Below are 24,531 nucleotides of genomic sequence, written 5' to 3'. Positions count from 1 at the left end.
ATAAAAAAATCCGATGGCAAATGCTCATCGGATTTTTACATCTATAAAAGATCGGTCAACCGATCGCTAAAACTTTTCTTAACTGATCGGCATTAGGCTAATGCCTCCTTTTTTAAAAATTAAATCATCTTTTTTCTACGAGATGAATAAATGACCATTAACGCCATAGCAAGCAAACCTAAATGAGTTGGCTCAGGAATTGGTGTGCTACCAAAATCCAATGTCTGGCATACAAGTGCATTATCACAAACTTGAACGTTTGAAAACGAAACGAAAGAACCTGACTGGTTTTTGTCGTTATCTAAAACAAATACCATTCTGTCAAACAATCCAGTGATGTAATTGCCTACATCAATAGTAAAATCAACCGCACCGTCACCACTAGCATAGCTGCCAAATGCCGTCAGCGGATTCTCACGAGTAATCTTCGCTATCTGTGTTCCACCAACAAATACGAAGTTATCAATGCTGCCATACGTGTAGGTATCATCTGTTTCAAAACCAATACCATAAAGCTCTGCATTAAGTCCTGTAGCTTCCATTGTGAATTTTAAAATTGATGAGCTAGTTAACGTCACTCCATGAAGAATATCAACCCACCTGTTGCCGCTAATTGTAACTGTACTACCGTTGTCGCTAACAACTTGTGTACCGGTCTTGGTTTGGTTACCCCAGCTTGAAAATGTGTAATCATCAAAATTAACGAAGGACGCATTTGCAACACTGCTAAAGCATAGTGCCGCTGTGATCAGAGCTTGCTTGATAAACTTCATTACTACTTCCTTTGACTAATGCTTAAGGTCAAATACTTCTACTACCATAAATTTAGCAAATATAATGCCAAGCAAATAAAATCTTTTAAATTCAGGCAACTAGAAACATAAAAAAGTGGCTATGTAAAATATTTTGACGCTACCTGTTGGGGCCATGAAGCTGTGCAATCATTGATGCAGCTCTGTCTTTCTCTTTTTTCACTGCTTTTGAAACGGCACCATTGACGGCTTCCTGCTTTTCTAAAGAGTCTAACACTTTGTTGACAAGTTCACCATTAATTAGCTGCTCCAAAGGTATGCCAAATTCAGATAAACCGAGTTGGTTCATAATTCCTTCAGATTTGTGCTCATAATTGAGCGCAAACGCGGGTGTGCCGAAATTCATAGAGATAATGGCACTGTGAAGACGAGTACCTATAGTGATTAAACATTCACTAAGGACCGTTCCCAGCTCTATATCATTAAACTCATCCATTACTACTTTGAATTTGCTCCTATCTTCTATCTGCTTAAGTACTCTGTAAGCAACCATACGATCATCTTTCTGATACCCGTCTATACCCGTACATGTGGAGCAGGCTAAAATTTGAAACCCCTTTGCAATGAGAGTATTACATAGATCAGCGAACGCCTTTTCATAGTTCTCTTGCTTTATTCCGAGCCTTTTATCAAATGGCTTAAGCTCACGCAATGTAATTGCGACGGTATTACCATTTGAAAGAAATGTTTTTATTGCGCTGTTCTCGATAGCAACTTTGCTTGGCCTTACTAACCACGCTGTATCAGCACCCTCCACGTAAGAAGCAGGCAAAGAAAACTTATCTTCCAATAGTTTTTTGCTCACGGACTCTCTAAGACCTAACACTTTTGTTTTGCTAAATACTAACTCTGCAACTTCACAGAACTTTTGGTCTTCAAAAGGGCCAACCGAGTGTCCCATAAAATAAAGTGGCTTTTTCGCTGCTAGTACACATAACGAGTGATGAAACTGCCCTGTTCCATATAAATCAACAAAAAACGAACCACCAACTTGTACGACACAATCGTATTGCTTTATTTCTTCTATATATGCCTTGAACTCAGAGGGTAACCTGTCGTGCACTTCTGTATTTTTAGCTGACGAAATTAATCTTTCTAATAACGCTGGCTTATGAAGCTTATTTTTGACTTTGGCAACTATGCCACCTGAATATTTTTGGTATTTGTAAAGCCAGTCTTTAACAAATGGTCGTGATAACAAAAACTCAGAACTGGTTGGAAATCGAGAGACCAGCGTCAGATCAGCGTTGGGTATCTGGCTTTCTAGCTCTTGAATTAGCCCTCTCAAAATTGCGCCATCGCCCCTATTGCCACATGTGTGATTTCCAATAATTAAAATTTTCATATTTGTTTATCCGTTTTACTTTAGTACATGTGAGACTAGTTGGTCAGTGAGCAAGCTAGCATTAAAGTCCAGCTCGACCTTTTCCCTTGCGTTTTTTCTAATGACGTCAAGATTGTTATTTACTGATATTTCTTTAATTTTTGCTGCTATTGCTTCTACGTTACGTTCTGGAACTAAAAAGCCCGAATAGCCATCTTCAATTAACTCTGGAATACCACTGTGAATTGTTGACAAAACGATAACTCCGCTAGCCATAGCCTCCATCAACGACACAGGTATTCCCTCTTTATCACCTTTACTGTCTTCTACAGAGGGTAAAAGAAAAAGATCTGTTGATTTAAGTTCTGCAGCAACGGCCTCTGGAGGGCACGCACCTTTAAAATTCACTCTATGCGCATTTGGGTGCCCGCATACAATGGCCTTTAGAGTTGGTAGTAGCTGACCGTCTCCGATAATTGAATAGCGACAGTCGATATCACAACTAAGTACCGCTTTAATTGCGTACTCCAACCCTTTTTTCTCTGTTGCTCGCGCGACCGAAAGTATTTGAAGAGGCGTTTCAAGGTTTCTGTTTTGAAATGAGAACGTGTTTATATTGACTCCCATGTGAACGACATCAATACATTTTTCTTTTGCACCAAGGGAAACTAGTGATGCCTTCCAATGTTCACTGATTGGCAAAAGCGTACCCGTTAAACGGCCGTACTCCTCACCCCAAATGGATAATTGGTCATAGCGACTTATTTCATAGCCGTGAAAAATGGTGAGCAATTTCTTGCATTCTAAAAGACCTGCCTGTCTTAAATGGTCAATTACTACTCCATTATTTCCAAAGTGAGCGATGCAGACATCCATATTAATTTTTTGGCTTTTCAGGAACCAAGCGAGACAGAACAGATCTTTTGCCAAAAAGAAATTCTTTTTGGACAAAAAGCCGTAGGCAAGTTTGATTAAATTATGTCGTTTGCCTGAGATGGCGCAATAGAGTGCTCCAAGTAACATGAACAAATAAGAACGCTTCGAGTGAGTTCGAGGGAAAATAGACGTCACCTTATGGTGAGATTCGTCGCCAAATAACGATTCGACCGATTCATTGTCGTAATCGACTGGGTTTACAGCTAAGACATGCACGTCCAAGCCTGCCATCTTAAGATCTCGAACCTGATTAAGTACAAAAGTCTGTGACAAAACAGGAAACGTCCTTACAAAAAAATACACTTTGTTGGAAGGAGACATTTAAAATCCTTTTACTCTGATTAAAGATTGCTTGGGTCCTTTGGTATAAAGGAAGACAGCGGAAGCGACAATACCCGTCAGGCAAGCGACAGCAGCCTCTTGCACAAGAAAGATTTCGGGAATCATCGGTATTGCAAAATATTTAAAAATAATAAGAGGCAGCGCAAAAAGAACGACAATCCAAGCCATATTTTTCGCAGAGTAGATAAAAGGAACCTTAGCAATATGAGCAATAAAATAGTAGCTAACAAAAGGAAATAAAATCAACTGAAACACTGCCATCGACGCCACCAATGATAAAACGCCAAATTGTGATGATGTATAAATGACTATTGTATTTGGTATCAAAAGCGCGATGTTCCACATAAAGTTACGCTTCGTCATTCCAGTGGCCTGTACAAGCGGGCCAACGAGGTTTGAACTTGCCACGCGAACAAACCAAAACGCTGCCAGACATGACAAAACCCACGAGTATTCCTCGTAAGATTCACCAAACACGAGAACCAACACTAAGTCAGAAAAGATAATAATCGGTACGTAGATCAGCGCTAATATAAAGAGCTGCAGAATATAGAAATCTTGATAGACACGCTGCAGGGTTTGTTTTACCTGCTTTACTTCGGCAAATGCCGGTAACGCCACCTTACCTACAACTGGCTGTAGTGCCTGGGCTGGGCGGCTCGCTAGTTGTTTTACCACATGATAAACCCCCATTTGGGCAGCGGGTAAGGTGATGGCTAAAATCATTACGTCGAGTTGCTTTCGGACAATATTGAGTGACTGAGAGCCAAAATCAAAGATACCGTAACTAAATGCTTCTTTGTAAACGCTAGTATCAACATGATGTGAGAGCTTTACATGCTTTCCGAGAAATATGATAAACCCAATTAAACGTAAAACCTGATAAATGACCACCGCTCCCACTAAGCATAATAGCTCTAACTCTGCGTTGGTTATTGCAAAAATAAAGGATCCAATCTTTGCAGCAATATCAATTTGAGCGATAGTTTGGTGTTCAAAGTGCTTCATCCCTACGGCTTGATATTGAGAAGATAGTGAAGAAATAACAAGTAAAATGGTGGCTAGTCGGAGTTCTTGGACAATAGCGTCATAGCCAAATTGCGTCGCAATAAATGGCGCTAAGATATATAACAACCCGCTAAAAATAGCCCCTATAGCAAGGGCAAGAAAATAAATTGCGTTAGACGTTTTTTCGTCCACATCACTTTTATAGATTAGAAAGTTTGAAATTCCACCGAGGGCAAACGCCACAAATATTTCGAGAATTAAGTTTACTATTGCAAACTGACCAAAAACACTTGGCGCAAGAATTCTAACCAATATTGCTAATTGCAGCATGGTTAAAGATAGATTTACTATCGTAGAAATGGAAGTCCACGATGTCGCCTTAATAAGTCTACTCACAAAATATCCTAATATCCTTGTCGGATCTTACTTTGAGAATGTTTTAATTCTCTTGAATTGGTTTAGCTCACCACATAGATAACTTGATTTACATAAACGACAGACAGTCAAATTCGATATAGCTGCTGTCATCCAAATCGCGTAAATCTTAAGTTAATGCATTTATTCACACCTTGGGGCGGCGTTTAAAAATGCTACGCTTTCAAGCCATCTACATAGCCGAATGTGACATCCGAAATACTTTCCCAGTCGTACTTTTCTAAATAATCGCTGCGATTTAGTGTGAGATTGAGCTCATCAAGACCAGAGAGCTTTTTTGACAGCTCGTAAACATTGCCTACGGGAAAGTAGCAATCTTTTGGCGCTTCAATATCGATATTAGGTGAAATATCACTTAGCAAAACAGGGCACCCTGCGCTGATTGCCTCAAGCGCTACAATAGGCAACCCCTCGTGATAAGAAGGCAACACAAAAACCTTTGCATGCTGATAAAGGGCTTTTAATTCATCTCCGCCCCGACGGTTAGCAAAAATCACATTGTCGGTTGCAGCTTCCCTCAACGTGTTAGAATAAGCACTATGGTGGTCAGTATCACCCACTATCACCAGCTTTAATTCACTGTTTGATTGAACAAATGCATCGACTAAGTCATGAAAGCCCTTTTCTGGCACCAGTCTTCCTACCGTAAGAATATAATGTTGCGGCGTAAGCTCTAGTTCACTTGGAAGGTGACTACTTGAAATCTCACCTGTAAAACGCGGCAACATGCCATTTGGTACAAAGCTTATTTTCTCAGCGTACGATGGATATTCCTCTCTTAAGGCACTGGTTAGCGTGCGACCTACTACCAATACTCTGTTGGCAAATGTTACAGCCATTTTTTCGCCGAATTTCAAAACCTTCTTAGCAAATGGGCTCCACTTCTGACGGTTATAATCAGCACCATGGTGAGTCACCATCACTTTCATGCCCAATAGTCGTGCAAGGGGTGAGAATAACGCAGGTCCTATTGCATGCAGATGCACAATGTCTGGCCTTACAAAAATCCTTGCATAGAGGATTGCAAAAAATGTGTGGACAAACGTTTCTAATAGCGTGTGCTGAATTGCCCACAAACTAATTACCTTAACGCCTTGGTATTCGTACTTTTTACCCTCAACATAAGGGGACCGTGCAATGACTGTCACATCAGCACCATTTTTTACCATCTTTGGATATAACTGTTGACAGTGAGACTCTATGCCTCCCATTACATCAGGGATACCTCGCAAACCAATTGCACAAATCTTCATAAACCTATTCCGTGGGAGTGGATACTGATAATTTAACTGAGTGAACTCGAGACGGCACATTAGTAGAAAGCGCCAATGTCACGCCGATTAAAATTGCGAAAAATATTAAGCCTTCAATGTTCCATAGCGGCATAGTTGCTAGGTTCATTGTTAAAAATCCTATGAGTGATAAAGGTAAAATCTTGGCTAACCGTTTGTCCGAAACAGTGAGTGTGATTAGCAGTGAAAATATACACAAATAAGCGAAGGTGACTAACCCAAGATAACCATATTCATAAAGGTACGAAACATACGTATTGTGCGCATACACATCAAAAACACCTCGCCATGACTCTGGCCCAAAGCCAACCAATTGCCTCACCATATCTGAATTAATGAGTGCATCGATATACTGACTCCAGATATAAACGCGTGCGGACATTATGTCCTTCTCAGCTTCACTGAAATACATGGGAGATTTAAAAATGAGATCTAGATTAGAAGCCAGTGTACCCACATCAGCAAACCGCTCTTGCATTGACACTGACAGAGCGACAAACACCAGTACTAATACCATTGTAACTATTGTTAAAACTGGCGCTTTCTGTGATGGTTTTAGACGTTGTTCAACCAGCGAGTAATAGAATATTGCTGCTATAGGTAAAATAGTAAGTATGGCTGTTCGATAATTTACTAACACAAGCAATACAACAGAAAGTGTAAATAGTGATGTGCGAAACTTAATGGCATTTCTTTGAGTAAGACCAACTAAAAATACGAAGCTCACAATAATCATGGAAAAAGCCGCTTCGTGATTGTAGCCGCCGATGTAACTTGCCGACCCATCATTTTCGGTAGCTTTCACTTCACCTAAAAGAATGGACAATATTTGAAGTGTCACGGGCATGAAGAAGGCAACTAGCAATTTCTTGAAGGTTTCGGATTGTCCCTGAGCGCGCACCGAAAGAAAGATAGCGCCCGCGAGGACCAGAAAATAACACCACTTCACCAACACATTGATTGTGCCCGGTATTTTAAGGTTAACAAACCCACTTATTGCGATTGCTAAGAATAGAAAATAAAAAGGTAGCAACTTGCGAAGCGTAAACACTTTGGTGGGAATGAGTAATAAACCGAGACCCGCTACTGATATACTAGAGAGCGCATTAATAGAAAAGCCGGCGATGAGTGAAGGGTACGTGATGGTATGAAATGCAGATAAAAAGAAGCGCAACCATATTGCACAAATCGCAAAGGCCAAATATTTATTGCAGTTACCGGTAATAGTTCGGTAAACCAAGATAAGGCTTACCAACCCAACTATTACTATTATTCCTTCAAACATATCTATTGTGTTACCTGATCAATAATGGCAATAACTTTTTCTCGAAATGCCGGGTACGAAAACGTTTCAGCGCACGCTAAACTTTTCACTTCATAAGCATTAAGCAGTTTCGGTTCTGCGAGCTGGTGCATGGCATCAACAATGCCCTGCTTGTTGTTCAATTGACATAGAATACCGTTTTTTTCTTGGCTTGCGCCGTTAACCTGGTATGGATATTTTTCTGCAATAATTTCCGCTGGACCTGACTCACAATTCGTTGCGATTACAGCCTTTCCTAGACACATTGCTTCAACAATCGCATTGGGAAACCCTTCTGCGTTTGAAGTGCTTACAAAGTACTTTGCGTGGGCAACATAGGGATAAGGGTTCTTTTTAAAGCCCAAAAAGCAAACTTTATCCTCTAAGCCTCGCTGTTTCACCAAAGCCTCGAGTGATTCTCTCTCATCACCGACACCCAAGATCACCAGCGATTCATCTATACCAGCATCGGCATAAGCATCTATCAACAGCGAAAAGTTTTTGTTCTTAACCAATCTACCAACGCCAATGATATATGGCTTTGCCGGTAAATCGCTGACATCTTCTTTTGCAGATGTTTTGAGCAACTCGATATCGTATGGGTTATACAAAACTGAAATGTTGCTATCAGGCACTGCATAGTTTTCTACTAGGTCTGCTTTAACACCTTCTGATACAGCGACTACACGTGCAGCGCGTTTGTACGACAATTTTACCAGCAATCGACTAACAGTGTCTTTCAGGCCACCCGAAAAATGGCTAGATGTATTCACCCGCTCACTAATTATCGCTTCAAAACCGAGTTCGCGAGCCAACGCTATATTTAAGAAATTGCTTCGTGTTAGAAAACTAAAACAATAAGTAGGCTGAAGTGCTTTTAACAAAGGCTTTAACAGTTTGTAGCCCTCTAACAAGCTACCATTAGAATTCAGCACCGTTTTGTTCACATAATTTGGGCACACTTGTGACTCAGGTAAGTCGTCAAGCAGAACCAAATGGACTGGAATATTCAGCTGATAGTAATAGCTTTCCATAATGGCTAACAATTTTACCATTACACGTTCAGCCCCACCCCCTTCTAATGAATTGATGATAAACACCGCTGGGCGTGCTGAATTGTCCATGCAAGATCCTTTTTATGTAAAAACACCACAAATGAGTGTAAAAGTGCCTATCCGAATGAGTTTGCGATCACGGTTGACTCACATCGCATAAAACTCGAAGAACGTGACTAATGTTTATGATGAACACTAGCGGCTAAGCGTACTTGATTATTAAACCATAAAACAAACACAAAGCGTGCCAACCTTGTTGTGCTTTATTTGTTTAGATGAATTACGTAAAAACCTTTCAAGTTTTCATCAAGTTTGCCATCATTAGCAAAACCGATGGCAAGTGATCCTACACCGCTGAAGTGAAAGAATTTTTACACTTGCCCTACTGATTGCACAAGTTAAACCCTATTGCACCAAAACAATCGCCTACGCAGCAGAATAAAGCTCTATACCCTTACGCGCAGTATACTGAATATTCGTGCGGGCTTAGTGGTAGGCATTTGTCTTCTCTCGCTTTCTTCCTTGTTTGCGCAACAAAGTAACCTCTTCACTCCCGAAGTGTATGCGCGAGTGAAAACCCTTTACGGAGAAAATGCTTCAGAAGATGTTGCTGATTGGCGACATTTAATCGACAAACTGCAACGCGAAGATATTGATGAAAAGCTTTACGGTGTAAACCGTTTCTTCAACCGCTTCGATTTTGTTGATGATTTGGTGCATTGGAAACAGAAAGACTACTGGGCAACGCCGATAGAATTCATTGCCACCGGTGCTGGCGACTGCGAAGACTACACCATAGCTAAGTATTTCTCATTGATTGAACTGGGTATACCAGAAGAAAAGTTGCGGTTAATGTATGTAACGGCCCTTGAATTGAGACAACCTCATATGGTGTTAGCTTACTACGAAACCCCTTCTTCTATTCCGTTGGTTTTGGATAATATTAATCGGCGCATAGTGCCGGCCAATAAACGTAGAGATTTGTCTCCTATATACAGCTTTAACGGAAACGGACTATGGGCTGCAAAATCAATGGGAACAGGAAGAAAATTAAGAGGCGGCGGCCCGATGAAAATGTGGGACGACATGATATCAAGGCTAGATAGCGTGATACACGGAGATAGAGAAGAATAATGAAATTATCTACCCAACTGAGCACCAGTTTGTTTGTTTTACTGGCAGTCGTTTTTGTCAGTTCTTTTGTGATTAACGTGAAGCTCACAAGAGAATACGTAAACGAACAATTGGCTACACACGCACAAGACACGGCTACATCGTTAGGATTATCAATTACGCCTTATTTGGCAGAAGAAAGCGATATCGTAGTTGCACAAACCATGGTTAATGCGATTTTTGACCGCGGCTTTTATCAGTATATTACTGTCACCGACATGGACGGTAACATGCTTATCGAGCGCAGAAACCCAACGAGTGTTGAAACAGTCCCAGCTTGGTTTACAAAAATAATTGAAGTTACCCCGCCAGTTGAGCAAACTGAATTAAATAATGGCTGGAACTTAGCAGGTCAACTTACGGTACAAAGTCATCCTGGACTTGCCAATGAAACGTTATGGCAAAGTGTAAAACAAAGTGCACTGATGTTTTCTGTGGCATTTGTTTTCGCCTTTATTGCACTTATCTTTATAGTGCGAGCCATCACCAAACCTCTGGGTATCGTTGTTGCCAAAATCAATGACATTCAAAATCAGAAGTTTTCACAGATAAACTATGCGCCATTTACCAAAGAATTAACCTTTATTACTCGCGCGGTCAATAAACTATCGTTAGCGGTTGAAGGCATGTTCAAAGAACTGTCTGACAAAGCAGAACTGTTTAAAGCCCAAGCCTATGAAGACAGTTTAACTGGCGTGTCGAACAGAAGTGCCTTTACACGTCATATGAACGCGCTTTTAAGTAATAGCCCAGTTAGGTCAGAAGGCTATATCATAATAATTCGATTGGCTCAGCTGCAACTCATTAATGCTAAACTTGGCGGCCAGCAAGGCGATGACTACGTGAAGTCTATTGCCAATAAATTAAAACAGCAGCTTTCTACTACGTCCGACAAAAACTATTTATTTAGACTCTCTGGCGGTGACTTTGCGTTAATAATTGAAGATATAGAAAAACGCGAATGTGTAGAAAAAGTAGAGTTTCTTTACACGTTATTAGCCACAGACAATCCATTAAAGAACGGGGATAAAACAGTATGGATGGGGGCGTCCAAATTTACAGATAGTATGACGCTAACTGAAGTACTAGAAAATGCTGACAGTGCTTTGATGGCATCAACTAAACGATCTGAAGGTTGGCAATTTGCCTCAGAACTCACGCACATTCATAGCAACACTGCTTGGCGCGAAAGGTTAAATGACATTCTTTTAAAGCAAAGTGCAGATATTCTTATTCAGCCAATAATAGATACAAAGAAAGGCTCGCCAGCTTACTTCGAAGCGTTTGCCCGTTTTAAAGATAAAGAGACAGGCACTGTTATTCCGATGTCACAGCTCATACCTGCTTCAGAGCGGCTCAACCTCATCCCCGAAGTCGATAAACTTGTTATCAGTCTTGTGATGAAGAAACTTAATGAAGCTAAAACAGATATTGCCATCAACATAGCAAGCGCATCTATTGCTAATGATGAATTTAGAGTTTGGCTTTTGCAGTTATTGAACCAAAACACTGCGCTTTGCACAAAGTTGGTGTTTGAAATAGAAGATGCGGCGCTCACTTATCATAAGGATATCGCAATAGCCTTTTGCCAATCGCTTCTAAACATGCGGTGCAGAGTAACAATTGAGCATTTTGGAGACAATCTTGCATCGCTTTCAGGGTTGAGAGCAATACAGCCTCAGTTTGTTAAAATTTCAGGTAAATTGACCAAAGACATTCAAAGCGAAGCAGACAACCAACTATTTATAAGCAGTTTATTAAGTATCGCCAGAAGCTTGAATATTCAGGTTATTGCAGAGTTGGTAGAAAGCGAAGCGGAGTCAACAGCCTTGGCAGAACTGAACGTTGGATATCAGCAAGGTTACCATTTTGCAAAACCTACACTGTGGCAAGTGTGATTTTCGCGAATAATTTCACATATCACGTAACAAATGCGAGACGCTTGTCGTTCGATTGTTATACAATTACGAAAGATGCCGTTAGCATGAAGCTAACCCGATGTTTTAGTTTAAGGAAAAGTTATGCGTAGCAATCTTATTGTTTCAATTCTTTTCAGTGTGCTTCTAATGCTCACTTCTTCCGCTATTGCACAAGACAGTTCTATTGCGCCCGGTACGCAAGTGCGAAACTTAGTGCTTGCTCAGATTGATGAGGGTGATTCACCTGATGTCGCCGCCTCTGAAGTGAGCCAAATCGTTTTGGACGAAGGCCTATTTTTTGATGCAACGGGTATGGCTTATCTGCAAGACAACCAACCTTCTTACCAAACTATGGTAGGTTTGCTAAATGAAAATGCTACTGGGTTTGAGTTAGCAATAGCAAGTTTTGGCGTGATGCCGGATGTTGCGCAACAGGTTGTAACTATTGCTATTATCTTTTTCCCAGAAGATGCCAATGAGATTTATAACATCGCATTACAAATGCAAATGTTGAACGAGCAGGATGCTTTGTTGGCGGCAATCAGTGCGGGTATCGATCCAAGTACGCTTACTGCAACTGCGGCGGGTGGCGTTGGCACACCTGTATCACCGCTAGGCGTTGGCACGGGCGCGGCAGGCGCAGGTGGTGGTGACACTACAGTATCAACCAACTAGTTACCCATTCTCCTAGCAAATATATAAAAACGTGGTTTCAGAGCAGTTTCAGAAAACCGAAAAGTTTCTTTTCGGTTTTCTCTTATTTATCCTAATATGGCTTCCTTTACCTCTAGGCGCTAATCGACCGTGGGCATGGGCGCTCATGCAAATGTCTATCTTTGCATTGGGTGGGTTACTGGTGCTAATCGACACTAAAGTGGTCAACCGCCTCTGGAGCAAATATAGAACATTTGCGATGCTTTGGTTGGCCTTTCTAGCATGGCAACTGCTCAATATTATTCCCCTACCCGCTGCTTTTATCGACTTTATTCGGACGCAACGACTTGATTATTTACAGGCAGGCATAAGTGCGCATACATCAGCCTGGGCTTCATTGAGTTTTGATGTGGGGCAAAGTCACATAGTATTCGTAAAGTCCCTCGCCTATTGCTTTTTATTTTTTATCACTCTATCGCTGGTCAACTCTTCTAAGCGACTTAAATTCACTTTAGTCACCATAAGTGCAGTAGGCATTTTCCAAGCAATTTACGGTGCATTAGAGATTCTCTCTGGTCTTCAGTACAGTTTAGTTTTTCGATTACCTGTTTCTCATATCGCCACTGGGAGTTTTGTTTATAAGAATCACTATGCCAATTTCTTACTACTTTGCTTAAGTGCAGCAATCGGCTATTTGATTGCTAGCCTACATATTGGTAGTGGCGCAACAACACGGGAAAGACTAAGGCGTTTCCTCCAGTTTTGGTTAAGCAACAAAGTGCTATTTAGAATTGGCATCATTATTATGGTGATTGCTCTGGTTATGTCACGCTCCAGAATGGGTAACAGTGCGTTTTTCATCAGTATGACAGTTACCGCAACATTGGGTCTTGTATTCTTTAAACCGCGGCAAAAAAGCTATATTGCGCTGTTCATCAGTATGCTAGTAATAGATGTGCTTATCGTCAGCAGCCTTTTTGGGCTAAAGCAAGTTCAAGAGCGTATAGAACAAACTAACTTAGCCCAAGAAAGTCGTGATGAAGTGATTACTGATACTCTGCCTCTTTTAAAGCAATTCGGCTTCTTAGGCTCTGGTGGAGGGACATTTTATACGCTTTACCCTCAAGTACAAAATGAACGTATTCAGCATTTCTATGATCACGCCCACAATGAGTATCTACAATTTGCGCTAGAATTTGGCATTATTGGCAGTTTGCTCATTGGCGGTGTTGTTTTAATTTGCTTAAAACACAGTTTCTCCGCAATGCGAAACCGAAGACACCCACTCCCCAGAGGCACAGCATTCGCCTGTATAATGGCTACAATGGGAATGGCACTGCATTGCTCGGTTGATTTCCCATTGCAGGCCCCTGCCAATAGTGTATTTTTTATTGTTATTCTAGCGTTAGGTTCAATCAGTAGAACCCTTAAAATTGCTAGACCCGCTCGCTCTCAGCAAGAGTAGATTTTTTCTCACTATACTTTCATTGAAGGAAACACAGTGGTCTTTAAAGTTAAGCACCCAGTTAGAGAAGAGCCGAATATACAGCACGTTCTAGAGCGTATGCCGAAAAAAGCAGCCGACTCTTTTTCTGATGAGCAACTCTCTTACCTGAATATGGCTTTAGCAGGACGACAATGGGGTTCCCACAAAGTCGATCTTAGAGGAACCGTAAGTGTACTGAGAAGTAGGTACTATTTTGTATTTCTTGCTGGGCGAGATAAACGAGACCTATCTCGTATTGAAAGCCGTATTGGCAAAATGGCTATAGCCACCGCTATTGCCGTGTTTGTCTGCGTATCGATGCTATTTGGTTTAACATTGCTTTATATATTGAAGAGTTGGTTGGGCATCAATTTGTTTGAAGGCTTTTCTCTTGGCTTGTGGGACTGGATCAAAGCGAACGCTAGTTAAACACTACACACCCCGGTATGTGCTTTCTTATCGAGTACTGTGCTTGATTTAGCCATCGGCATACCACTTTCTGTGACCGCTGCCTTGCAATAACGGCAAGCACAAAGTCACGACTCAACGGGTTGGCAAGACCTAACGCTAAATGCTTTTTCAGCAAGTCGCGCACGTTAACATAGTGGACAGATCTTGCGTTAAACATTGTTAGTCCAAATTCAACGATAAATTTATGTAAGATAGCGTCTTGAGTCCCACTCTCTATTGCCATGTTCAAATACTGGTAAAAGACTTCATCTAACTCATTCTTTTTCCATTTTATGGATGCAAGCCCTACCCAACTGCCGCTCCAGTTTGGTCTTAACTGTATGCTTTTTTCATAGTTAACTAACGCTTCATTCAAATAATCTAACTGTTTATTTGTTGGAAGCTGGCCGCTGACATACTGTGTTTGGGCATACCACTCGAACACCTGTCCACGCATTTGATAATAGAATGCATTATTGGGAAAGGCAGACACCGCCTTGTTTATCTGAGAAAGCGCATTGTCGACACCCTCCACACTGAGTTGGTCAGGTGTTCTTTGCCATTTTTCAATACTGTTTTTCACACTGTAATATGCATTTCCAGCCATGAACTGCTGAGCACTTAAAACGAGTGCCCATAGCGCAAGCAGAGCAATAAGCCCACTAATAAGTGAGGTAGCTCGACTATCTGAAAACACGCTCTTAAACTTTATCATCACAGGTGTTCTTGGCCGATTATTTTTGCTGGGTTATTAATAAACACCAATTCTGCAAAGGTTTTGTCAAACAACGAAACCCTCTCAAATGCCGCTTTCATGTCATTAGGACGACGTGCCAAATCATGGGTATCAGACGCCACAATATGAAAAGACTTGCTAGACATCAAAGCATGAGCAAACTGCTCGACATTCTCACCAAATCGACCGGTTAACGCTCCTGCTGTCACTTGAAATAAGCAACCGAGGCGTTGTAACCATGCAAACTTGTGCTGTTCGGCCAACAGCTCTCTGTTGCGTTCGGGATGAGCGATAAGAGGTTGTACATTATTGCGAAGCAACCACTTTACCAAACTGTCTAAACCTTGTGGTACGTGACTGTGAGGCATTTCTAATAAGAGTACGTTCTTACCATTCCACGTTCCAATAAAAGGCAGCTCACCTTTTCTTAACCACACGGGAATAAGTTCGTTTACTCTCACTTCAGCGGCATAAGAAAGTGTCAGCGGAATATCAGCGTCGTTGACTGCTTTTACAAGCGAATGATACGACGCCTCAATAGACTGTGGCGTATTGTCAAAGTACCCTTTATGAATATGCGGAGTACAAACCATATGCGTCACACCACAACTTACGGCCTGCCTTGCCATTTCAAGAGCAATATCCATGGACCTAGCACCATCGTCAATGCCAGGTAAAATGTGACTGTGTAAATCGATCAATAAACTCTATTAACTGTTCTTATGACTTGTGTATCCATATTGGTCATAAAATCCAGCATACCTTTGTGCAACATCTGATTTGCGTAAGTCTACTTGATTTAATACCACACCATCAAGACGATGGCCTACTTGTAGAAAACGTGATAATCCGTTGTTGATGAGTTTCTCACTCGTACTGTCGGCGCGCACCACATAAATGACAGAGTCGCACGAATTCGCAATGACCATTGAATCACTGACCGCTTGCGTAGGCGCAGTATCTACCACCACATATTTATACTGCGTTTTGAGGAATTTAATTAGTTCATCAAAACCTTTATCTGCGAGTAACTCTTGCGGGTTTGAAGGAATAGTACCAGCCGACAATATATCAATACGCGACTCTTCATCTTGCACCAGACATTCCTCAAAAGTGTGAGACTTTAATATGAGGTTAGCCACGCCAGGTTGATAATTAGGAATATTAAATTGCTTACCTATGCTTGGACGACGTAAATCAGCATCAATTAGAATAGTCTTGTCTAACTGCCCTAGTGCAAACGCTAAGTTAATAGATACCGTGGTCTTCCCTTCTTTGGGAACACTGGACGTTATCATTATCGCCTGCTCTTCTTTGTCGATGTTAAGCAACGACAAACTTGTTCTTAACGTCCTTACAGATTCAGCAAATTGGTGCTTTTTACCATCAAAGAAAGAGCGTACAGGCAAATTGGTTTTCTTTTTATGCGGAAGCCAAGGAATAAGCCCCAACATACGCTGTCCCAACTTGCGCTCGACATCTTCAACGGAACGAATACCGCTGTTGAGTGTTTCCATTGCGATGGCGAGAAACACACCAAATCCAATACTAAAAACAAATGCTGCGCCAATCAGGAGCTTCTTGTTTGGCTCTGACGGTATATATTTGGGCATAGCTTCGTCGAGTATGCGCGCATTTGCCGATTCAAAGCCACCAAGCTCATCGGTTTCTTTCAATCGAGTAAAAAATGAATTGTAAAGCTGCTGATTAATATCGACTTCGCGCTGCAGCGCTTTGCGTTGGTTATCAAGCGCAGACAATGAACGAAACTCTGCTTTAGCTTCTTCTACTTCTCTTTCAAGCTGTGCAACGCGGTCTTCTGAAACTTCATATTGCGTCGTGATACTGGTGATAAGGTCACGAATTTGACTACTCAAGGTATCTCTTATGGAACTCAATTCCGCATTGGCAGCAATCATTCTTGGATGCTTAGGTCCATATACTTTGCTCAGCTCACTAACTCGGGTCATTGCTTTCGCTTCATCGCGGCGTACATCGCGAATAGTTGGATGATTAAGTACTTCAGGTAACCGAGCAATATCATTTAGCGAAACATCATTACGCGTTTGTCTATAAATTACAGCGTTTAACTTAAGCGCAGTTTGCGCATCAAGCAGTTGCTTGTTGAGCTGCTCTAGTTCATCCGATGCGAGCCCAACCACGCCGTCGATATTCACCACCTGATTTTGCTCATAGAACTTTGCAAGATTACGCTCTGCTACATCCAGTTTATCTTTAAGTCCTTCAATACTATCGGTCAAAAACGAGGTTGCTTTCGCTGTCATATCAAGCTTAGCTTGTAAGTAGTTCTCAATATAAACATCGGCAACTGCGTTAGCGAGCTCTGCAGAAAGGTTGGGCGACTCAGTGGTTACCGTAATACGCATCACTTGCGTGTTGTCGACCATCTCAGTATTGAGTGCTTTCATAAGCAAAGAGGTCGCTTTGCGTTTTTTGGCAGCAAGGATTTCTTCGGGTGTTAGCGTCTTAACCTCTTCTTGCGGTAAGAAAGGCAACCACTCTGTCAGTTGAGCCTTGATATCATCAACTATACTAGACTCGTCTTCAGCGGGCATGAAATCATCGTTATTATACAATGACATACTCTCTACTGTGCGCTGTGCTATTTGCCGTGAGCGCAAGATCTCAAACTGTGTTTGCATGTAATCTTTGCGCTTAGTATCAAGCCCATAAACTTCTTCGATAGAGACTACATTTGCCTTTTCAGCTTCCACAAGGATCGTAGCAGTAGAGGTGTATAGCGGTGTCATTCGCATTACAAGAAGTGTAACGAGAATGGTGAACGCGATCGCCAACGACACTATGCGAAATGCGTAACGCTTAATAATTCCTAAATAGTGAGCGACATCAATGGTTTCATTCTCAAACATACCATTGTGAAACTCTTCCCTGCTATTTACTGCCATTTTTATTCCCAAACGTTACTGTATTAGAAGAAGCGTTGATTAATGGTAATGATATCACCAGGTTGGATCATATCACTGACGGTAACAGTGAATTCAAATGTTCTTCCGTCTTTTTCTCTTACAATAGTTATTTTATCGCGCGCCGCACGCTCAGTGTATCCACCAGCAAGCGCCGCAGCTTTATTCACTGATAATCCCGGTTGGTACGGGTAGCCTCCCGGCCGTTTCACTTCGCCGTCAATGAAGAAAGGTCGATATTCTATAATGGATACCGATACGGAAGGATTAACAAGGTAATCGCCAAGCAAGCCATCGTAAATCAGGCGCTCAACTTCATCTGCGGTAAGCCCTACAAGCTTTATCTCGCCCAAAAACGGATAGTTTATGGTGCCAACATCAGGTAGGCGCACTTCCATCGATAAGTCGTCTTGCCCAAAAACACTGATACTAATTCTATCGCCCGAGCCAAGCTGATACTGGCTCATACTCAAATTGCCCTGCTGTGCTAATGCACCAAAACAACACAGTGACAGGATAAAACATGCAATAAAACTTACGACTTTACGTTTCACAGGGTGACCTCTGCAGAAATACCAACAACATTTCTATCATAACCGATTAATTCGCGGTTACTATCTCGGTCAGCAAGTTCATAGAAAAATGTAAAGGTTAAATAACGACGTGCTTCATAGTTAAGTGATGCTACATAGCGCATCAAGGTGTCATCACGATTATCAATCGCGTCATTATCAATGAAATATTCGTTGGTTTCTCTAGACACTCTTATCGACGAACTTAGGCGCTGAAGCCATTCGTGCTTCCAAGATGCGGTATAGTCTCTGCCGCGAATGAAGTTACCTTCACCGTTTGTTTCGCGCGTGTCTGCATTGGTGGAAAATCGAAAAGTACTGTAGGTCAGAGGTTGCCATTCAACGCCCACCTCCCAATCAGTGCCGTAAAACGTACTGCGAGTGTCTGCTTTAAAATCTTTTTCTTTATAGCCTACTTTTGCAAATCCAGTAGTTGCAGCCGTGGTTTCCCACTTAAGACCAAGAAGAACACGGGTTTCGTCACTATCGCGGGTATCAATACCCTCTTGATTGTCATAACGTACGTAAGTTTGGGTAACGTCCAAAACTGCCGTTGTAGCTGAGCCAATGCGATACCCAAATTCGGCGCCTACTCTATTTTTAACACGGTCACGAATAAGGTAGGCCTGTTCATCTCTATCGTAATCAAGGGTTTGTCGGTTAGCTTTGAAAGTAAGCATTCCATCTGACGTTACCGCGCCATACATATACTCAGTGCCTATAAAGGAACTTTTATATCTATCTGGTGTAGCAATATTAGTACCTAAGCCCAATGAAAAACCTGTACCACGGTCTTCGTGCCCATCCTCGTATTGGGCTAGTGCATTTACTCTATGACGACTATTGAGTTCAAACTCACCTGACGCTTCTAAAAAGTGGTCAGTATAATCATCAGGTGTACTAGAGAAATAAACACCACGTTCAAGGCGATAACCAAACTGAACTGGATTGCCGTCGACTTGAGTTGCAGCAATCAATTCAGGCGAAAAGATTGCTCGCCAACTGTAAATTTTAGGGTCGTTGTCCCGTGCGTAGGCTACGTTGCCAACATACGCCATTGATGACTCAAATGAGGGAATAATATCGAACTGCCCTGCTTGAATGCGTCCGGCTTCCTGCGCATAGAGCGTTGGTGTGGCGCAAATGACCGACAACGCTAATATACTGAGTGTCCTTCTAGACATATATGCTCCTTTAATTCTGGCCCTCAATGCGTAAAAACAGTGCAACTTTTAACCAAGTTGCATAACGACAACGCATATTGACTCACAACGCCACATTTCTCCTATGCTCGTTGTGTAATTATTTCATCATTTAAAAAGAGAGCAATACCCGTGCCCACTTTTCGCAATTGTTTCGAATTAATAGCGACAGTAACGCCTTCTTCAAAAGACGAAGCGCTATCATTGTACATTTGAGTAGTTTTTCTTGAAGTAATTGGCACCGTATCTGGCGTTACACCGCACCCTGACAAGATTGCAAAAGCTTAACGAGGTATTATTTCAACTGTATGTCTTTAGTCGCTTTTTTTACATGGTATCCCATTTAATAGGCATAATAAAACGGCTTGAGCACATATTTTTTGAATAATAGATACCTTGTTGGAAAACCGTTTTGCATCACTTTGTAATAAAATTACAACATGGATATACTAACCTATGTTAAGTGATAGCGTTGGCAGTTTTCATCTGAGGTGAACGCAGTTGTGACAGGCTTTCTGTTTTTCTTTTTCGTTGGGGCATGGTTTTTGCCTATTCTTTTTGAGCAACTCTTCTTTACTCACAAGCTTGGCGCTTCCTAGTGAACAATCGCTTTAGCTTCGGAATTCATATTTTTTAGAGATACTTCAATGGACAACAGAGTAGAATCTAACAAAGCGATCAAAGCACGCCCCGTCGAATCCAGCACCAATAGTGGCTTGGCGGTTAGAAATCAAAGTGGCTTTTCGACGATATATCGCCTTATCGACTTGTCTCTCGTTACAATGCTGTATTATGCATCTGCGGCGTATTACGGTACTCAGATTGATGCAACTAGCCTTATTCTTTTATTTATCAATGTCATATGCTTTCAAATTTCCGCTGAAGGGGTTGAATTATACCGTTCGTGGCGCGGACACCGTACCCCGGAAGTATTGCGCGCGGCAGCCATTACCTGGGGATTAAGTATTCTGGGCACAATGACCTTTGGGTACTTCTTTGTACAAGATATCAAAACACCTCCTCCTGCTATTTTGCTGTGGTTTGCCTCTTCGTTTGTCATACTTATTGTGTGGCGCTATGTGATGCGAAAGTTTCTTTTTAAGATTAGAAAAAGTGGTTTAAATTCACGACGTTCTATTATTATTGGTGCCACTCACCTTGGCGCAAATGTCGCACTTCAGATACAGCAGAACGAGCATTTAGGTATTCGCTTCAATGGTATTTATGATGACAGGGAAGCAGAGAGGCTTCCTCACGAATTACAAGGCGCGGTGCTTGGCAACATAGAGGCAGCAATAGAAATGGCCAAGCGCAATGAAGTTGATTATATCTATATTGCGTTGCCGATGAGTGCGGAGAATCGTATACGCGCAATCTTAGAGCAGTGCAGTGATACAACTGCTAGTGTGTATGTTATTCCTAACTTCTTTATGTACAATCTACTCAATGCACGTTGGCAAACCGTAGGTAATGTACAAGCATTGAGTGTTTATGACACACCTTTCCAAGGTGCTAGCGATGTCTTAAAACGATTGGAAGATGTCGTACTGAGTACCCTGATACTCACGCTAATCTCTGTTCCAATGTTATGTATTGCAGCTGCAGTTAAACTTACTTCAAAAGGCCCAGTGATTTTTAAACAAAAGCGCTACGGATTAGACGGTAAACAAATAACCGTTTATAAGTTTCGCTCGATGACCACACAAGACAACGGCTCTGTGGTAAAGCAAGCAACGAAGAACGATGCACGTCTTACAAAAATAGGCGGCTTTTTAAGGCGTACTTCACTTGACGAACTACCTCAGTTTATTAATGTATTACAAGGTCGAATGTCTATCGTTGGGCCGCGCCCTCACGCTGTTGCGCATAACGAAGAGTATCGAAAGATCATCACTGGGTATATGCTTCGCCATAAAGTAAAGCCTGGTATTACAGGCTGGGCACAAGTGAATGGCCTTCGCGGAGAAACTGAAACGACCAATAAGATGGTACAACGCGTTGAATATGACTTAGATTACATTCATCGCTGGTCAATTTGGTTCGATATTAAGATTGTCTTTATGACTGTCTTTAACGGCTTTGTTAATAAAAACGCCTATTAAAACCAAAGAGCTAAATAGATAAAAATGAAACCCGTAGTATTGGCAGGCGGCACTGGTAGTCGCCTGTGGCCTAAATCTCGCGCCGCGTACCCCAAACAATTTCTATCGCTGACATCAGACAGTTCACTACTTCAAGATACGATCGCACGTTTAAGTAATAGCAACTCGCAAGCCCCTATTGTTGTATGTAACGACGCTCATCGCTTTATAGTCGCTGAGCAATTGCGCCAAAAGCATATAGAACACGACGGAATTCTGCTCGAGCCAGTGGGTCGTAATACGGCACCAGCAATTGCACTTGCCGCCCTCCATGCAACAAAAGAAGGCGATGATCCTATTCTTTTTGTATTACCAGCGGACCACGTAATCGAAGATGAAGAACTATTTCAACAAGCGATTGAAAACGCGCAAGCGCTCGCTAAGCAAGATTTGCTGGTAACCTTCGGCGTCGTTCCCCAACACCCTCACACGGGATACGGATATATTAAAGCTGGCGATAAACTAGACAACGGTTTTAATGTTGCTTCATTCATTGAAAAACCTACTCTTGAAACTGCTCAGCAACTTATAGAATCAGGGGGCTATTTTTGGAACAGCGGCATGTTTATGTTTAGAGCTAGCAGGTACTTAGAAGAACTCGGTAAACATGCACCTGCTATGCTAGCGGTATGTCAACGCGCTATCGAGACGGAAAAACCAGATTTAGATTTCATACGGGTCGATAAGGATATTTTTGCTTCGTGCCCCAGTGATTCGATAGATTACGCGGTCATGGAGAAAACCGACTGTGCAGTGATGGTACCTTTAAATGCAAAGTGGAGCGACGTGGGTAGTTGGACTTCTCTATGGGAAAATGCAGATAAAGATAACGATGGTAATGTACGTATTGGCGACACACTGTTAGAGAACACCAGCAATTGCTATATCAATGCCGAACAACGCCTAGTGACAGCAGTTGGTTTACATGACGTCATTATTGTAGAAACGAAAGATGCTGTTTTAGTTGCTCATAAAGACGATACACAAAGTATCAGACGTGTAGTAGATAAGTTAGAGCGTGATAAACGGCCAGAATTCGAGTTTCACAGAGAAGTATATCGCCCATGGGGCAGTTACGACTCGATTGATAAAGGAGCTCGATTCCAAGTTAAACGCTTAACGGTCAAACCTGGTGAGATGCTTTCTGTGCAAATGCACCATCATCGTGCTGAACACTGGGTAGTCGTTTCGGGTTGCGCCAAAGTAACCATCAACAACGAAACACGACTCCTTACTGAAAATGAGTCTGTTTATATTCCTATTGGAACCATACATTCGCTTGAAAACCCGGGAAAGATCCCATTGGAGATTATTGAAATTCAGTCTGGTGGGTACTTAAGTGAAGATGATATCGTTCGATTCACTGACCGCTATGGGCGCTAAAATAGGCATTGAACTAGGTCTTAAAACGAAAAAAGGCGAGCATCCTGCTCGCCTTTTTCCGAAAGAACTTAAACTTAATTAGTTAATAATTAAGCTAATGCGCCTTTAGCCGCTTCGACTAGTGCGCTGAAAGCTGCTTTGTCATGTACTGCGATGTCGGCAAGGATCTTACGATCGATTTCAACAGACGCTTTCTTCAGACCGTTGATGAAACGGCTGTATGACATACCATTTTGACGTGCAGCAGCATTGATACGTGCAATCCATAGTTGACGGAATTGACGCTTGCGCTGACGACGGTCACGGTAAGCATATTGACCAGCTTTAGTTACAGCTTGTACCGCTACGCGATAAACACGTGAACGTGCGCCGTAATAACCTTTTGCCTGCTTGAGGACTTTTTTGTGACGAGCACGTGCGATAGTGCCGCGTTTTACTCTAGCCATTAATCAGTCTCCTAAGTCTTATACGTAAGGCAACATGCGCTGAACCAATTTGGTATCAGAGTCATGAACCAGTTTCTTGCCACGAAGGTGACGTTTACGCTTAGAGCTCTTCTTAGTCAGAATGTGACGTAAGTGAGACTGTTTGCTTTTAAAGCGGCCAGAACCCGTTTTCTTAAAACGTTTGGCGGCACCGCTTACAGTTTTCATTTTAGGCATTGCTAAAACTCCGCATTGTTTAATATCGGTATTTTTCGTGTTGCAGTCACTTCATACCGGTTAATGTTTAGCAGCAAGGTGTTTAAGGGTGCAGATTCCTTAAAACTTTAGACCATTACTACTTCTTATTTGGGGCTAGCACCATGATCATCTGACGGCCTTCCACACGACGTGGGAAAGACTCGCAGGTAGCGATATCTTCTAAATCAGTTTTAACGCGATTTAGTAGATCGATACCGATGTCTTGGTGCGCCATTTCACGACCGCGGAAGCGGATCGTAACTTTGGCTTTATCACCACCTTCAAGAAAGCGACGCAGGTTGCGCAGTTTGACCTGGTAATCGCCTTCATCAGTGCCAGGGCGAAATTTAATCTCCTTGACCTGAATTTGCTTCTGTTTTTTCTTCTGCTCTTTTTGAGCTTTACTTTTTTCGAAGAGGAATTTGCCATAGTCCATAACTTTACAGACTGGCGGCTCGGCATTCGGACTGATTTCTACTAGATCTAGGCCCGCTTCTTCTGCGTTACGAGTAGCTTCCGCAAGCGAAACTACACCAACCTGTTCACCGTCTTTGCCAATTAATCTTACTTCTCTGGCTTTAATCTCATCGTTAATGCGGGCTTTGTCGCCCTGAGCCTTGTTGTTAGCGCCTTTAATGTGCTATTCCTCCAAACATTTAATTCTTTTGTCTGCTTTTGGG

The 24,531-nt window shown here is 41.9% G+C and carries 22 protein-coding genes; 7 read left to right on the top strand and 15 right to left on the bottom strand.

From position 1 onward, the window contains the following. Positions 1 to 119 precede the first annotated feature (119 nt). From LHL20_RS09510 to LHL20_RS09480, 7 genes are all read right to left on the bottom strand, one after another. Positions 120 to 773, bottom strand: a complete 654-nt coding sequence (locus LHL20_RS09510) for a PEP-CTERM sorting domain-containing protein (protein WP_226433127.1) — start codon at positions 771 to 773, stop codon at positions 120 to 122. Between the two features lie 139 nt (positions 774 to 912). Then, positions 913 to 2,157 (bottom strand): colanic acid biosynthesis pyruvyl transferase WcaK, encoded by a 1,245-nt coding sequence (gene wcaK / locus LHL20_RS09505; RefSeq protein WP_226433126.1) that lies wholly within the window; start codon positions 2,155 to 2,157, stop codon positions 913 to 915. Positions 2,158 to 2,172: 15 nt separating this feature from the next. After that, entirely contained in the window at positions 2,173 to 3,345 is a 1,173-nt protein-coding gene (locus LHL20_RS09500; protein WP_226433125.1) for a glycosyltransferase, read from the bottom strand. Between the two features lie 48 nt (positions 3,346 to 3,393). After that, positions 3,394 to 4,818 carry an oligosaccharide flippase family protein gene (locus LHL20_RS09495; RefSeq protein ID WP_226433124.1) on the bottom strand — a complete coding sequence of 475 codons (1,425 nt, stop codon included), beginning with the start codon at positions 4,816 to 4,818 and terminating at the stop codon, positions 3,394 to 3,396. Positions 4,819 to 5,012: 194 nt separating this feature from the next. Then, positions 5,013 to 6,110 carry a glycosyltransferase family 4 protein gene (locus tag LHL20_RS09490; RefSeq protein ID WP_226433123.1) on the bottom strand — a complete coding sequence of 366 codons (1,098 nt, stop codon included), beginning with the start codon at positions 6,108 to 6,110 and terminating at the stop codon, positions 5,013 to 5,015. A 4-nt stretch (positions 6,111 to 6,114) separates the two neighbouring features. Continuing rightward, positions 6,115 to 7,434, bottom strand: a complete 1,320-nt coding sequence (locus tag LHL20_RS09485) for an O-antigen ligase family protein (RefSeq protein ID WP_226433122.1) — start codon at positions 7,432 to 7,434, stop codon at positions 6,115 to 6,117. A gap of 2 nt (positions 7,435 to 7,436) precedes the next feature. Further along, on the bottom strand, positions 7,437 to 8,576 hold the full coding sequence (locus LHL20_RS09480; RefSeq protein WP_226433121.1) for a glycosyltransferase: 1,140 nt from the start codon (positions 8,574 to 8,576) through the stop codon (positions 7,437 to 7,439). 399 nt (positions 8,577 to 8,975) lie between these two features. Between LHL20_RS09480 and LHL20_RS09475 the strand changes: the two genes are divergently transcribed. From LHL20_RS09475 to LHL20_RS09455, 5 genes are all read left to right on the top strand, one after another. Then, entirely contained in the window at positions 8,976 to 9,641 is a 666-nt protein-coding gene (locus LHL20_RS09475; RefSeq protein WP_264180874.1) for a transglutaminase-like cysteine peptidase, read from the top strand. Then, positions 9,641 to 11,578, top strand: a complete 1,938-nt coding sequence (locus tag LHL20_RS09470; RefSeq protein ID WP_226433120.1) for a bifunctional diguanylate cyclase/phosphodiesterase — start codon at positions 9,641 to 9,643, stop codon at positions 11,576 to 11,578. Before LHL20_RS09475 ends, LHL20_RS09470 begins: the two co-directional genes overlap by 1 nt. Before the next feature lie 123 nt (positions 11,579 to 11,701). Beyond that, on the top strand, positions 11,702 to 12,274 hold the full coding sequence (locus tag LHL20_RS09465; RefSeq protein WP_226433119.1) for a hypothetical protein: 573 nt from the start codon (positions 11,702 to 11,704) through the stop codon (positions 12,272 to 12,274). 31 nt (positions 12,275 to 12,305) lie between these two features. Further along, positions 12,306 to 13,718 (top strand): O-antigen ligase family protein, encoded by a 1,413-nt coding sequence (locus tag LHL20_RS09460; RefSeq protein ID WP_413228887.1) that lies wholly within the window; start codon positions 12,306 to 12,308, stop codon positions 13,716 to 13,718. Between the two features lie 36 nt (positions 13,719 to 13,754). Beyond that, positions 13,755 to 14,168, top strand: coding sequence for a 3-phosphoshikimate 1-carboxyvinyltransferase (locus LHL20_RS09455; protein WP_202265116.1), 414 nt, complete (start codon positions 13,755 to 13,757; stop codon positions 14,166 to 14,168). Here LHL20_RS09455 and LHL20_RS09450 read toward each other — a convergent pair. From LHL20_RS09450 to LHL20_RS09430, 5 genes are all read right to left on the bottom strand, one after another. Further along, positions 14,161 to 14,904, bottom strand: coding sequence for a VpsP family polysaccharide biosynthesis protein (locus LHL20_RS09450; RefSeq protein ID WP_226433117.1), 744 nt, complete (start codon positions 14,902 to 14,904; stop codon positions 14,161 to 14,163). The genes LHL20_RS09455 and LHL20_RS09450 overlap by 8 nt on opposite strands. After that, positions 14,904 to 15,626 carry a tyrosine-protein phosphatase gene (locus tag LHL20_RS09445; protein WP_226433116.1) on the bottom strand — a complete coding sequence of 241 codons (723 nt, stop codon included), beginning with the start codon at positions 15,624 to 15,626 and terminating at the stop codon, positions 14,904 to 14,906. Before LHL20_RS09445 ends, LHL20_RS09450 begins: the two co-directional genes overlap by 1 nt. Before the next feature lie 9 nt (positions 15,627 to 15,635). Beyond that, on the bottom strand, positions 15,636 to 17,852 hold the full coding sequence (locus LHL20_RS09440; RefSeq protein WP_226433115.1) for a GumC family protein: 2,217 nt from the start codon (positions 17,850 to 17,852) through the stop codon (positions 15,636 to 15,638). A 23-nt stretch (positions 17,853 to 17,875) separates the two neighbouring features. Then, entirely contained in the window at positions 17,876 to 18,337 is a 462-nt protein-coding gene (locus tag LHL20_RS09435) for a polysaccharide biosynthesis/export family protein (protein WP_202265980.1), read from the bottom strand. An 83-nt stretch (positions 18,338 to 18,420) separates the two neighbouring features. Continuing rightward, positions 18,421 to 19,626, bottom strand: coding sequence for an outer membrane beta-barrel protein (locus LHL20_RS09430; protein WP_226433114.1), 1,206 nt, complete (start codon positions 19,624 to 19,626; stop codon positions 18,421 to 18,423). Between the two features lie 665 nt (positions 19,627 to 20,291). Between LHL20_RS09430 and LHL20_RS09425 the strand changes: the two genes are divergently transcribed. Together LHL20_RS09425 and LHL20_RS09420 are read left to right on the top strand one after the other, a co-directional pair. After that, positions 20,292 to 21,746 (top strand): undecaprenyl-phosphate glucose phosphotransferase, encoded by a 1,455-nt coding sequence (locus LHL20_RS09425; protein ID WP_159625148.1) that lies wholly within the window; start codon positions 20,292 to 20,294, stop codon positions 21,744 to 21,746. Between the two features lie 24 nt (positions 21,747 to 21,770). After that, complete coding sequence (locus LHL20_RS09420) at positions 21,771 to 23,168, top strand: mannose-1-phosphate guanylyltransferase/mannose-6-phosphate isomerase (RefSeq protein ID WP_226433113.1); 1,398 nt, start codon at positions 21,771 to 21,773, stop codon at positions 23,166 to 23,168. A gap of 89 nt (positions 23,169 to 23,257) precedes the next feature. On the opposite strand, the gene rplT is transcribed toward LHL20_RS09420, so the two are convergent. From rplT to infC, 3 genes are all read right to left on the bottom strand, one after another. Continuing rightward, positions 23,258 to 23,614, bottom strand: a complete 357-nt coding sequence (gene rplT / locus LHL20_RS09415) for a 50S ribosomal protein L20 (RefSeq protein ID WP_012518092.1) — start codon at positions 23,612 to 23,614, stop codon at positions 23,258 to 23,260. 18 nt (positions 23,615 to 23,632) lie between these two features. Continuing rightward, on the bottom strand, positions 23,633 to 23,830 hold the full coding sequence (gene rpmI / locus LHL20_RS09410) for a 50S ribosomal protein L35 (protein ID WP_012518091.1): 198 nt from the start codon (positions 23,828 to 23,830) through the stop codon (positions 23,633 to 23,635). A gap of 118 nt (positions 23,831 to 23,948) precedes the next feature. After that, positions 23,949 to 24,488: a translation initiation factor IF-3 gene (gene infC / locus LHL20_RS09405; protein WP_071814473.1), complete on the bottom strand. Its 540-nt coding sequence runs from the start codon at positions 24,486 to 24,488 to the stop codon at positions 23,949 to 23,951. Positions 24,489 to 24,531 lie beyond the last annotated feature (43 nt).

The organism is Alteromonas sp. McT4-15, assembly GCF_020515205.1.
Classification (GTDB): Bacteria; Pseudomonadota; Gammaproteobacteria; order Enterobacterales; family Alteromonadaceae; genus Alteromonas.
This window is presented reverse-complemented; position numbering and strand designations above follow the sequence as displayed.

Bases quoted from the DNA above. Each gene is read 5' to 3' on its own strand.
- LHL20_RS09465 (WP_226433119.1), top strand. From the start codon at position 11,702: ATGCGTAGCAATCTTATTGTTTCAATTCTTTTCAGTGTGCTTCTAATG.
- LHL20_RS09490 (WP_226433123.1), bottom strand. From the start codon at position 6,110: ATGAAGATTTGTGCAATTGGTTTGCGAGGTATCCCTGATGTAATGGGA.
- LHL20_RS09440 (WP_226433115.1), bottom strand. From the start codon at position 17,852: ATGGCAGTAAATAGCAGGGAAGAGTTTCACAATGGTATGTTTGAGAAT.
- rplT (WP_012518092.1), bottom strand. From the start codon at position 23,614: ATGGCTAGAGTAAAACGCGGCACTATCGCACGTGCTCGTCACAAAAAA.
- rpmI (WP_012518091.1), bottom strand. From the start codon at position 23,830: ATGCCTAAAATGAAAACTGTAAGCGGTGCCGCCAAACGTTTTAAGAAA.
- LHL20_RS09450 (WP_226433117.1), bottom strand. From the start codon at position 14,904: ATGATAAAGTTTAAGAGCGTGTTTTCAGATAGTCGAGCTACCTCACTT.
- LHL20_RS09470 (WP_226433120.1), top strand. From the start codon at position 9,641: ATGAAATTATCTACCCAACTGAGCACCAGTTTGTTTGTTTTACTGGCA.
- LHL20_RS09420 (WP_226433113.1), top strand. From the start codon at position 21,771: ATGAAACCCGTAGTATTGGCAGGCGGCACTGGTAGTCGCCTGTGGCCT.
- wcaK (WP_226433126.1), bottom strand. From the start codon at position 2,157: ATGAAAATTTTAATTATTGGAAATCACACATGTGGCAATAGGGGCGAT.
- LHL20_RS09510 (WP_226433127.1), bottom strand. From the start codon at position 773: ATGAAGTTTATCAAGCAAGCTCTGATCACAGCGGCACTATGCTTTAGC.
- LHL20_RS09425 (WP_159625148.1), top strand. From the start codon at position 20,292: ATGGACAACAGAGTAGAATCTAACAAAGCGATCAAAGCACGCCCCGTC.
- LHL20_RS09480 (WP_226433121.1), bottom strand. From the start codon at position 8,576: ATGGACAATTCAGCACGCCCAGCGGTGTTTATCATCAATTCATTAGAA.
- LHL20_RS09435 (WP_202265980.1), bottom strand. From the start codon at position 18,337: ATGAGCCAGTATCAGCTTGGCTCGGGCGATAGAATTAGTATCAGTGTT.
- LHL20_RS09485 (WP_226433122.1), bottom strand. From the start codon at position 7,434: ATGTTTGAAGGAATAATAGTAATAGTTGGGTTGGTAAGCCTTATCTTG.
- LHL20_RS09430 (WP_226433114.1), bottom strand. From the start codon at position 19,626: ATGTCTAGAAGGACACTCAGTATATTAGCGTTGTCGGTCATTTGCGCC.